This window comes from Marinovum sp. (genome assembly GCF_048263515.1).
In the GTDB taxonomy this organism is placed as follows: Bacteria; Pseudomonadota; Alphaproteobacteria; order Rhodobacterales; family Rhodobacteraceae; genus Marinovum.
In genome coordinates this window covers 38,205-48,804 of record NZ_JBLXEC010000029.1, presented here as the reverse complement: position 1 = coordinate 48,804, position 10,600 = coordinate 38,205, and the positions used below count along the sequence as shown (strand labels likewise).

Here is a 10,600-nt window from a genome sequence, read left to right as displayed (position 1 = left end):
AGATCGCTCATGTCACCGCTCCTTTTCGGAACCGTGAATCACGCTGCGCCATAGAAATCAATGCATCCTGAGCCTAGGGACCTTCAGTTATCAGTGGCGACGCAACGGAGTCGACATTCAGGACGCAAGCGCAGCCCAATATCGGATGGAACAGGCCGATGTCGGACGCAGGATCGACGTGATTGTGCAATACACCGACGGACAAGGAACGCTCGAAACGCTGCGCAGCGACAGGAGTGCCCCAGTGGCGAATGTCAACGATGCACCTACCGGTGCAGTCATTATCAGCGGCGAGTTTACCGTCGGATCGGTTCTGCATGCGGTGGCCAGCTCAGTGCAGGACATCGACGGCCTCGGCCTTTATACCTACATTTGGATGCGCGATGGCACGCCCATCACCGGAGCCCGTGACCCGGAATTCCTGCTGACACCGGACGACCTGGGCGCCCGCATCACCGCTCGGGTCAATTATACCGATGGCGGCGGCACGGTAGAAATGGTCACCAGCGCCCAGAACAGGGCGGTCGAACTGGGCTATAACCTGATCACCGGCACGGCAAATGCCGAGGTCATTTACGGCACGCCCGACACCGATTACGTCGACGCGCTGGGGGGCGGTGACTGGATCACCCCTGGCGGCGGCTCTGACACAATTGACGGCGGTGACGGCCGCGACATGCTGTCCTTCGTAAACTTGCCGGACACACCGGGCCGGACCAATGTGCAATATCGACTTGATATCGACATGCGGGCGGGGACTGCTGTCAACCATGACGGCGGCGAAAACATTGAATTCGGCAATATCGAGCGCCTGACCGCCACGATCTTTGCTGATCGCATTCGCGGCTCGGACGGTGACGACGAGATCCGCGGCCTCGGCGATTATGACTGGATCATCGCGACCCCGGGCAACGACACGATCGACGGCGGCACCGGTCAGGACATGCTGTCTTTCCTTGACTACCAGTCAAGTGCTGACAATGTCGTGGCCGAAATCTTCAGTTCGAACGGTTTGCCGCCCAGTGGCGCCCAAGCCAGCGGGCTTGTGGTCGATTTGGCCAATCCCGCTAACAACACCGGCCTCGCAGCAGCGCTTGATCTCACATCGATCGAGCGGATCACTGGGTCGGCGCGTCAAGACGTGTTTTACGGCGACACCGGGCAGAACGATTTCCGCGGTCTCGGAGGCTATGATTGGTTCGTCTCCTCCGCCGGTGGACGCGAGCGCTATTTTGGTGGCGACGGCATTGATACGGTGACATATTTTAACGCCGCAGCCGGCGTCGCCGCCAACCTCTCCAACGGTGCGCAAGTCAACGGCCAGGAGACGGGCTACGGCTCGCGAGGCGTCGCAGCGCGGGACCTTTATTTCGAGATCGAGAACCTGGTAGGCTCGCGCTTTGACGACGAGTTGCGCGGGTCGTCCGGGCGCAACCAGCTCTTCGGTTTGGAAGGAGACGATTTCATCTTTGGCTACGCCGGGACCGACTATCTCAAAGGTGGGCTTGGCAATGACCTAATCGATGGAGGAGCTGGGTCGGACTTCTCGCTCTTCAACGGCAACTCCGGCGCCTATACCCTGACCCGTTCCGGCGACACCGTGACCGTGGTGGGTGCGGACGGCACCGACCGGTTAATAGACGTAGAATATTTCAGGTTCGACGACGGCGATGTGTCGATCTGGTCTCTGTAACTGATGGGAAAGGATGCTGGCACGCTTGCCTTAGCCGCCAAATGTCACAAGCCCGTGTCAGTTTGCTTAAGGATCGCCGGAAACAACAGGCGATCTGGGATAAGGCGGTTACTTTCGCGCCGCGGCCTCAAGCTACCAGCGCGTCGAACTCCCTGGCGCAGGCAATATCGATCTCGGTCAGCCCGCCGGCTTCATGCGTGGTGTAGCTGACCGAACAATAGCCCCAGCCAAAGGCCACGTCGGGGTGATGCCCATGCCGGTCGGCCATCCAGGCCGCGAGGTTGGCGAGGTAGACCGCCTTGGCAAAGCCCTTCACCGTGATCCGCCGGGTGATCGTGGTGCCATCCTCCGACAGCTGCCAGTCGCCCGAAAGCCCGGCCATCTGCGCCCTGGCGGCATCCCGGTCCAGCACGGGCGTGTCGGCGGAACATCCGCCACCGATATTGCAGGTCGTCATTTCAGGCCCTCCTCAGGCAGCGTTGTCTTTCGGCGGATAGGCCGGGGCATGCAGTCCCAGCGCCTGTGCCTGGTGCACATCGGCCAGCAGGTCCCGTTCGGCCGCGGCAAACAGGTCGTCGAGATCCTCGATCACGAAGTAGATCGGCTGGTGAATGTCGATCCGGTAGGGTGTGCGCAGGATGTCGATGATGTCGAACGGCCGCCGCTCCGGCCCGCGCGCCTGCACGCTCCAGGGCAGTTCGGTCACCGACGAGGCGAGGCCAGAGCCCAGCGCCTTGTAACCGCCGTCCTCGACCACCAGGCCGAACTCGATCGAGAACCAGTAAAGCCGGATCAGCCAGGAATAGTCCTTCGGCCCGGCCTTCAGCCCGGCCTGACCGATCGCCTGGCTGAAGCCGGCAAAGCGCGGATCGGTCAGCAGCGGCGTATGCCCGAACATCTCGTGAAAGATGTCAGGCTCCTCGATATAGTCGAAATGCTCGCGCCGGCGGATGAAGGATGCCGCCGGAAAGGTCCGCTCGGCCAGCATCGAGAAGAAGCGGCCAAAGGGGATCAGCGCCGGCACCGGCTCGACGCTCCAGCCGGTCAGCGCCTGCAGGGTCTCCGAGACCTCCGGGCATTGCGGCACCCGGTCCTGCGGCAGGTTCACCCGCGCCAGCCCGTCGAGATAGGCGCGCGCCGAATGGGCCTGAACATTGGGCAATTGCTGCGCATAGAGGTCACGCCAGACGGCGTCTTCCTCGGCGTCATAGGCGATGAAACCCCGGTCGTCGGGGATCTTGGCGGAATAGCTGGTGGATTTCGGCATGGGTGGTTCCTCCTTGCCGTGACTTTCCACCAAGACGAGAGGAAATTCTTGCCGATCTTGCTGCCTGATGCGAAAATCGAGGCAGGATTTGCCCATAGCGCACCGAAAGACGGCAAGATGACCCTCACGCTCGACGACACCGACCGCCGAATCCTCCACATCCTGCAGACCGACGGCAAGGCCTCGATCCAGGAGATCGCCACCCGGGTCGCGCTGTCCACCTCGCCCTGCTGGCGCCGGATCAAGCGGATGGAGGAGGCCGGGCTGATCACCGGCTATACCGCGCGGCTCAACCCCAAGCTCTTGGGCCTTCACGCCCTGGCCTATGTCTTTGTCACCCTGATGGACCACCGCGAAGACACCATCGCCGCCTTCAACCGCCTGGTGCAGACCGAGGACCGGATCACCGAATGCGCCAGCGTTACCGGCGAAAGCGACTACATCCTGAAGATCGCCGCCAGAGACCCCGAAGACCTCGAACATTTCCTGATGCGCGGCATTCTCGCCTCCGGCCTCGTCCGCGCCAGCCACACCAACTTCGTCCTGCGCCGCACCAAGCCCACCAGCCCCTGGCCCATCCTCTAGAAACGAAAAAAGGACCGAGGCACCCCCCAGTCCTTCTTCTCTTTCCAAATACCGCCGGGGGTCCGGGGGCAGAGCCCCCGAATGTCCCGCGGTTTATTCCGCCGCGACGCCCTTGGCCTCTTCGGCGAGATATTCCAGCAGCGTCTCCGGCGACGACACGCCATAGGGATCCTCACCATGGTTGTCCGCCAGACCCGGCTCTTCGAACCACGCCTCGACGACACCGTCCTTGACCACAGCCGCATAACGCCAGGAGCGCATGCCGAAGCCCAGGTTGTCCTTGGCCACCAGCATGCCCACCTTGCGGGTGAACTCGCCCGACCCGTCGGGGATGACCTGCACGGTCTCGAGACCCTGATCAGCGGCCCATTTGTTCATCACGAAGGCGTCGTTGACCGACATGCAGTAGATCGCGTCGATGCCATGAGCGGCAAAGGTCTCGGCGTTCTTCTCGAAGCCGGGCAGCTGGTAGGTCGAGCAGGTCGGGGTGAAGGCACCGGGCAGGGAGAACAGGATCACCCGCTTGCCGGCAAAGTAATCGGCGGTGGTCTTGTCTTCCCAGCGGAAGGGGTTGGGCCCTTCGACGCTCTCGTCGCGCACGCGGGTGTGGAAGGTCACGTCGGGAAGTCTGTATCCGGTTTTCATCTTGCTCTCCGTCAATCGTCTCGCGCCGGTCAGGGCGGCCTTGAAGGTCTGTCGCCGGGCGGGCCGGCCCGCGGCATATGTAATGCTGCGTGCGCAAAGTAAACCCTTCGCAGCTGCAGAATCCAAGAGCGATTTCAGGGGATCCGCCTTGCAGTGAGCGGGACTTGTAAACCGGGGGATGAGCGACAACATGACAGCATTGTCGGACTCGCATGGCTCACTGCAAGGACTTATGCTATAGGCGAGCCCACAAGCCAGAGTCGCGGGGAAAATTACGTGCGAGACCTCAAGATCCCTGAGCAGCGCCATCCGGAAAAAGCCCATCGTCCGGACAATGCGCAGCCGAAGAAGCCAAGCTGGATCCGGGTCAAGGCCCCCGGCGGCGAAGGCTATAACGAGACCCGCAGGATCATGCGCGAGAACAAGCTCGTGACGGTCTGCGAAGAGGCCGGCTGCCCCAATGCCGGCGAATGCTGGTCGCAGGGCCATGCCACCATGATGATCATGGGCGACATCTGCACCCGCGGCTGCACCTTCTGCAATATTGCCACCGGCCGCCCCGACGCGCTTGACGCCTTCGAGCCCGGCCGGGTGGCCCATGCGGTCGACAAGCTCGGCCTCAACCACGTGGTGATCACCTCGGTCGACCGCGATGACCTCGACGACGGCGGGGCCGAGCATTTCGCCCAGACCATCCGCGCCGTGCGGCACCGCTCGCCCAAGACCACGATCGAGATCCTGACACCGGATTTCCTGAAATGTGCCCCCGAGGTGCTGGAAGTCGTGGTCGCGGCCAAACCCGACGTCTTCAACCACAACCTCGAGACCGTGCCCGGCCTTTACCCCGAGGTGCGCCCCGGCGCGCGCTACTTCCACTCGCTGCGGCTGCTGCAGCGGGTCAAGGAGCTTGATCCCTCGATCTTCACCAAGTCGGGCATCATGGTCGGCCTCGGCGAGGATCGCCAGTCTGTCACCCAGGTGATGGACGACATGCGCGCCGCCGACGTGGATTTCCTGACCATCGGGCAATATCTGCAGCCGACGCCCAAGCACCACGCGGTGGAACGCTTCGTGCACCCCGACGAGTTTGCCTCCTACGAAAAGGCGGCCTATGGCAAGGGGTTCCTGATGGTCTCGGCCACGCCGCTGACCCGCTCGTCCTACCACGCCGGCGACGATTTCGCCCGGCTCAAGGCCAATCGCGACGCCAAGCTCGCCAAGGGGTAAGGTTCAGGGTTACGGGGAGCGGTGGGCCTGCAACTCACCGTCCGCCGTAGGGTGGGTTTCCAACCCACCACCCCCGCCAATCGCGCTACCCCGACACCAATCGCCGCACCATCGCCCGGCCGACCGGCGGCACCGCGCTGCCCAGTTTCATCATCCGGATCGCCGCACCGCGCCTGAGGGCGCTGGTGGTGTTGAGCATCTTCCGGCCGCGTTCCGACAGGCGCAGCACCCGCGCGCCCTCGGGGTGACGGGTCTCGGTATAGCCGTCGGTGGTGCCGTCGATGATCCGCTGCGCCAGATCGGCGGCATCGGCAATCCCGAGGTTCATGCCGCGTCCGCCCACCGGCGAATGGCAATGCGCCGCATCCCCGGCCAGGAACACGCGGCCCTCCTGATAGCGCTTTACCTGCCGGACCGAGACGGTGAAGTTGCCGCGCCGGCGCACCCGCCGGATGTCCATCGGCACCGGCAGGGCCGCCAGCGCATCCTCTCGCGACGAGATCACCCGAAAGCGGTTTTCCTCCAGCGGCACCACCACCAGCACGTCGCCCTGATCAAGCAGGAAGCCCTGAAAGCGCGTCGGATCGCGCCAGCCCTCGGCCTCGACATCGGCGATCGACCAGAGGCCGGGCAGGTCGCGACCGCGAAAATCCAGCCCCATGGCGGCGCGCACCGCGCTGTGCACGCCATCGGCGCCGATCAGGTAATCCGCTTCGAGCTGGCCATCAGTGGTGTCGACGGTCACGCCGTCCCGGGTCTGGGTAAATCCTGTAAATTCAACGCCGTATCTGACGATCTCACCGTAATGGGTGAGCGCGGTTTCCAGATGCGCCTCGGTGCGGTCCTGCGCCAGCCCCCACAGCCGGCTGGCGGCGTCAAAGCCCAGCGGCAGGCGGGCGACCTCTTCGGCGCGCAGGTGGAAGGTGATACCGGAAAACGCCACCGCTTCGCGCAGGATGGCATCGGCGACGCCAGAGGGCCGCAGGATCTCGAGCGAGCGGGGCTGCAGGCCGACGGCGCGGGACAGGTAGGAGGGACCGGGGCGCTTTTCCAGCGTCGTGACACGCGCGCCAAGACGGGCCAGCTCGACAGCGGCCGTCAGCCCGGTTGGCCCGGCCCCGGCAATCACAACATGCATCATATCCCCCCAGATATGGTCTGGAGAAAGCCTACACCGATTCTGCGTCAGTACCCTGTGCCCGCAGCCTCCGGCACCGGCAATGCTTTGACATATGCGGCAATTGCGGCACGGTCCTCACCGCTCAGTTTCGCCATGTTCTCGACCACCGCCACCATGTGGCCGCCGACGCTGTCGAACTCGGGCGTAAAGCCGGTCTCGAGGTAATAGGCGATGTCCGTCTCGGACCAGGTCAGCTTGTCAGGGGTCAGCGCCGGGATCGTGCCCTTGCCGGACGGATCGGGCGCGCCGGCCATCCAGCGGCTGCGGTCCAGCCCGCCAAGCGCATTGCGCGGCGTATGGCATTCGCCGCAATGGCCCAGCGCCTCGACCAGATAGCGGCCGCGGGTCAGATCGGCCCCCAGATCATTGCCGTTCATCACCCAGTCATCCTTGAAGAACAGGAACTTCCAGCCGCCCAGGCTGCGACGGATGTTGAAGGGAAAGCCCACCTCATGCGGCTTCGAGGCTTCGGCGCTTGGCGGCAGGGTCTGAAGATAGGCATAGAGGTCGACGATGTCGCGGTCGCCCATGTTGGTATAAGAGGTATAGGGAAAGGCCGGGTAATAGTGCTGCCCCTCCGGCGAGACGCCGTGCAGGAGCGCATTGGCCAGGTCCTGAATGCCCCAACCGCCGATGCCATGCTCGGGGTCGGGCGAGATGTTGGGCGCGGTAAAGGCGCCGAACGGCGAGGGAAAACTCTGTCCCCCGGCCAAGACCAGCTTGTCGTCGCCCTTGGCGCCCGGCGCCGCGTGACACGAGGCGCAGCCGGCGGCATTGAAAACCATTTCGCCGCGCTCGGGATCGGCGCCATCGGCACTGCTGAATTCATCCTCGGCCAGCGTCTGCGGCGCGGTGACGAACCATGCGACACCGGCGGCCACGAGGGCCGCCGGGATCAACACTTTCAACGCTTTCGCCATATGCGGATCAGCTCGGCGAGACGCGGTAATCGTCGTGGCAGGCCTTGCAGCTGCCGCCCAGACCGCCCATCAGCGGGCCCAGCGCATCCTTGCCGTTGCCGGCCTCGGCGGCGGCCTTCTCGGCGGCGGCGCCCAGCTGGCCCCATTTCGCTTCGAAATCGGCGAAATTGGCCCAGATTTCCTCTTTGGCGCGCGAGGCGTCGTTCATGCCGGCATCGGAGCCTTCAGGAAAGAGCGTCGAGAGATGAATCATCGAGGCGCCGTGAATCGATTCCGCCGCGGCGGTCGCGGCTTCGGCATCATATTCGGCTTCACCCTTGGCCATGGCGCCCAGGGTGCCAAGGTTGAGCGCGATCACCCACATCGTACCCTGACGGGCCTTGATCTGGTTCTTGTAATCTTGCGCAATTGCGGTTCCGCCGGACAGAATTGCGGCGGCGGCCAGAACAGTTACAATCTTTTTCATCAGTACCTTCCCGGAGTTGGTGCCTAAAGCAGAGCTTAGTATGCACGGCCCGGATCACAAACATATTCCGTAACCCTGCGAAACAGGTGCGCATTCATGCAGAGCGACAATTGGGACGACCTCAAATTCGTGCTTTCGGTGGCCGAGACCGGCTCGGTCAGCGGCGCCGCACGGGTGCTGGGGGTCAACCACGCAACGGTTCTGCGGCGAATCTCGGCCTTCGAGGCGGCGCATGGCGCCGAGGTCTTCGAGCGCTCGCAACAGGGGTATCGGCTGCGGGTTGATCGCGCAGACGTGATCGAGGCAGCGCGCGAAGCGGCACTGGCGCTGGGCCGGGTCAGCCATCTGCTGCGCGCCGGTGGCGAGGTGGCGGGCGATGTGCTGCGCCTGACCTCGACGGATACCTTCTGCACCACGGTTCTGGCTGCCGGCATGGGGCGGATCTCCGAGGTCATGGCGCCGCATCGCATCTGTCTGATGTCGAGCAACGCCCATCTCGACATGGGCCGGCTGCAGGCCGACGTGGCGGTGCGCCCGGCACGGGCCCTGCCGCCCGACATGGCGGGCGAGGTGGCGGCCGAGCTGGGCTTTGGCGCTTATGCCAGCGACCCCGAAGAGACCCGCTGGCTGGGCCTTGCGGGCGCGCTGGCGCGGGCCGCGCCGGCGCAGTGGCTGGCCGAGACCGTCGAGCGTGACGCCATCGCCGCCTGTGGCGACAGCTTTCTGGCGCTGCGCGAAATGGCGGCGGCGGGGCAGGGGATCGCGATCCTGCCGCACCTGCTGGCCAGAGGCCGGTCCGATCTGCAGCCGGTGGAGCGGGGCCTGCCGCCGATGCGCATCCCGGTCTGGGTGCTCTGCCATCGCGATCTGGCCGGATCGCCCCGCATGGCGCGCTTCATGTCGGTGGTGACAGAGGTGGTGTCGGCCGAGGCCTGCGCGCTCGCCGGGCCCTGATCAGCGCGGCCCGCCCCAGCGCAACCGCTCGGCGGTCAGTGCCTCCGGCCAGCCGACGTAGCGCTCGACCGCCCAGAGCGCGATGCAGGCGGCGATCACCGCCAGCACCAGCTTCACCTGTCTTGCCGAGGGCGGGTTGCGGGCCCAGCGGGCCATGCGCAGAAACCAGTGCATTTCAGTCCCCGGTGAACCGCACCTTGCCGATGAAGGGCAGGTTGCGGTTGCGTTGGGCAAAGTCGATGCCATAGCCCACGACAAATTCATCGGGGATCTCGAAGCCGATCCAGTCGGCGCGGAAATCCACCTCGCGCCGGGTCGGTTTGTCGAGCAGGGCGATCGAGCGCAGCCGCGCCGGGTGGCGGGAATTCAGCAGCGCCACCACGTGGCTGAGGGTGTGGCCGGTGTCGACGATATCTTCGACCACCAGCACGTCACGGCCTTCGATGGCGCCGCGCAAGTCCTTGAGAATGCGCACTTCTCGGCTCGATTCCATGGCGTCGCCGTAAGACGAGGCCTCGATGAAATCGACCTCGACCGGCAGGTCGAGCTCGCGCACCAGATCGGCGATGAAGACGAAAGAGCCGCGCAGGAGACCCACCACCACCAGCTTGCCGGTGTCGGCAAATTCGCTGCGGATCTCTTCGGAAAGCTCTTCGATCCGCGCCGCGATGGCCTTGGCCGAGATCATCTGATCGATGACATATGGACGCTGAGACATGGGCCACCCCTTGAATTCCGGTGTTGTACGGGCGACATGGGCCCCCGAACCGTCATGACAAATCCGGGGCCCGATGCCAACCCATTCCGAAACCCGCCATCTCCCGTATACCGCTCAGCAGATGTACGATCTGGTGGCGGATGTGCGCAGCTACCCCGAGTTTCTGCCCTGGACCGCCGCCGCGCGCATCCGCCGCGAGACGCCGCAGCCGGACGGCTCGGTGCTGATGGAGGCGGACCTGGTGATCTCGTTCAAGGTGTTCCGCGAGCAGTTCGGCAGCCGGGTGATCCTCTGGCCCGAGGCGCGCAAGATCGACACCGAGTACCTGGACGGGCCGTTCAAGTACATGCGGTCGAACTGGAGCTTTGCCGACCGGGCTGACGGTGGCTGCGACGTGGCCTTCTTCGTCGATTTCGAGTTCAAGAACGCCATTTTGCGCGGCATCATCGGCGTGGTCTTCAACGAGGCGATGCACCGCGTCGTGCGCGCCTTCGAGGCGCGGGCCGCCGAGCTTTACGGCTGACACGCTGGTCGTCTGGCCGCCGCCTGCAGGCAATGCACGGCCACTAGGCGATCACCCTCGATCCCTGTCCCCAGCGCGGAACAAGGCCGCAGGCCGCCGCGCATCGCCTGCGCGCCCCCACGCGCTGGCGATTTGGCTGACCTGAGCGCGCCGCTCGGATTTCGTCCGGATTTGGCCGGGATAAAGCGCCACAGAACTCAGGTGGTATCGCCACCGCGCGCGCAGGCAATGCGCGGACACAAAGCGGTCACCCTCGAGCCCTGTCCCCAGCGCGGAACAAGGCCGCAGGCCGCCGCGCATCGCCTGCGCGCCCCCTCGCGCTGGCGATTTGGCTGACCTGAGCGCGTCGCTCGGAAGCCTTGCGGATTTGGCCGGGATAAAGCGCCTCAGAACTCAGGTGGCATCGCCACTGCGCGCGCAGT

13 protein-coding genes are annotated in these 10,600 nt (G+C 64.7%); 5 read left to right on the top strand and 8 right to left on the bottom strand.

Annotated elements, in window-relative coordinates:
• Nucleotides 1–145 precede the first annotated feature (145 nt).
• Nucleotides 146–1,693, top strand: coding sequence for a hypothetical protein (locus ACN0SE_RS19065; protein WP_417526120.1), 1,548 nt, complete (start codon nucleotides 146–148; stop codon nucleotides 1,691–1,693).
• A 127-nt stretch (nucleotides 1,694–1,820) separates the two neighbouring features.
• Here the strand turns inward: ACN0SE_RS19065 and ACN0SE_RS19060 are convergent, their stop codons facing one another.
• The gene (locus tag ACN0SE_RS19060) at nucleotides 1,821–2,150 is read right to left on the bottom strand and encodes a 4a-hydroxytetrahydrobiopterin dehydratase (RefSeq protein WP_417526119.1); all 330 of its coding nucleotides are present in this window, start codon (nucleotides 2,148–2,150) and stop codon (nucleotides 1,821–1,823) included.
• Nucleotides 2,151–2,162: 12 nt separating this feature from the next.
• Nucleotides 2,163–2,960 carry a phenylalanine 4-monooxygenase gene (gene phhA / locus ACN0SE_RS19055; protein WP_417526118.1) on the bottom strand — a complete coding sequence of 266 codons (798 nt, stop codon included), beginning with the start codon at nucleotides 2,958–2,960 and terminating at the stop codon, nucleotides 2,163–2,165.
• Nucleotides 2,961–3,077: 117 nt separating this feature from the next.
• On the opposite strand from phhA, the gene ACN0SE_RS19050 reads away from it, so the two are divergent.
• The gene (locus ACN0SE_RS19050; protein WP_417526117.1) at nucleotides 3,078–3,545 is read left to right on the top strand and encodes an Lrp/AsnC family transcriptional regulator; all 468 of its coding nucleotides are present in this window, start codon (nucleotides 3,078–3,080) and stop codon (nucleotides 3,543–3,545) included.
• Between the two features lie 93 nt (nucleotides 3,546–3,638).
• Here the strand turns inward: ACN0SE_RS19050 and ACN0SE_RS19045 are convergent, their stop codons facing one another.
• Nucleotides 3,639–4,190: a peroxiredoxin gene (locus ACN0SE_RS19045; RefSeq protein ID WP_417526116.1), complete on the bottom strand. Its 552-nt coding sequence runs from the start codon at nucleotides 4,188–4,190 to the stop codon at nucleotides 3,639–3,641.
• A gap of 276 nt (nucleotides 4,191–4,466) precedes the next feature.
• On the opposite strand from ACN0SE_RS19045, the gene lipA reads away from it, so the two are divergent.
• The gene (gene lipA, locus ACN0SE_RS19040; protein ID WP_417526115.1) at nucleotides 4,467–5,417 is read left to right on the top strand and encodes a lipoyl synthase; all 951 of its coding nucleotides are present in this window, start codon (nucleotides 4,467–4,469) and stop codon (nucleotides 5,415–5,417) included.
• 85 nt (nucleotides 5,418–5,502) lie between these two features.
• Here the strand turns inward: lipA and ACN0SE_RS19035 are convergent, their stop codons facing one another.
• From ACN0SE_RS19035 to ACN0SE_RS19025, 3 genes are read right to left on the bottom strand one after another with little or no spacing between them, the layout of a single operon-like run.
• Complete coding sequence (locus tag ACN0SE_RS19035) at nucleotides 5,503–6,555, bottom strand: FAD-dependent oxidoreductase (RefSeq protein ID WP_417526114.1); 1,053 nt, start codon at nucleotides 6,553–6,555, stop codon at nucleotides 5,503–5,505.
• A gap of 47 nt (nucleotides 6,556–6,602) precedes the next feature.
• The gene (locus ACN0SE_RS19030) at nucleotides 6,603–7,517 is read right to left on the bottom strand and encodes a c-type cytochrome (protein WP_417526113.1); all 915 of its coding nucleotides are present in this window, start codon (nucleotides 7,515–7,517) and stop codon (nucleotides 6,603–6,605) included.
• Nucleotides 7,518–7,524: 7 nt separating this feature from the next.
• Entirely contained in the window at nucleotides 7,525–7,983 is a 459-nt protein-coding gene (locus ACN0SE_RS19025; protein ID WP_417526112.1) for a c-type cytochrome, read from the bottom strand.
• A 96-nt stretch (nucleotides 7,984–8,079) separates the two neighbouring features.
• Here ACN0SE_RS19025 and ACN0SE_RS19020 point away from each other — a divergent pair, with 96 nt between their 5' ends.
• The gene (locus tag ACN0SE_RS19020) at nucleotides 8,080–8,937 is read left to right on the top strand and encodes a LysR family transcriptional regulator (RefSeq protein WP_417526111.1); all 858 of its coding nucleotides are present in this window, start codon (nucleotides 8,080–8,082) and stop codon (nucleotides 8,935–8,937) included.
• Here ACN0SE_RS19020 and ACN0SE_RS19015 read toward each other — a convergent pair whose 3' ends face one another.
• On the bottom strand, nucleotides 8,938–9,111 hold the full coding sequence (locus ACN0SE_RS19015; RefSeq protein ID WP_417526110.1) for a hypothetical protein: 174 nt from the start codon (nucleotides 9,109–9,111) through the stop codon (nucleotides 8,938–8,940).
• A gap of 1 nt (nucleotide 9,112) precedes the next feature.
• The gene (hpt, locus tag ACN0SE_RS19010) at nucleotides 9,113–9,655 is read right to left on the bottom strand and encodes a hypoxanthine phosphoribosyltransferase (protein ID WP_417526109.1); all 543 of its coding nucleotides are present in this window, start codon (nucleotides 9,653–9,655) and stop codon (nucleotides 9,113–9,115) included.
• Between the two features lie 73 nt (nucleotides 9,656–9,728).
• Between hpt and ACN0SE_RS19005 the strand changes: the two genes are divergently transcribed.
• Nucleotides 9,729–10,178, top strand: a complete 450-nt coding sequence (locus ACN0SE_RS19005; protein WP_417526108.1) for a type II toxin-antitoxin system RatA family toxin — start codon at nucleotides 9,729–9,731, stop codon at nucleotides 10,176–10,178.
• Nucleotides 10,179–10,600 lie beyond the last annotated feature (422 nt).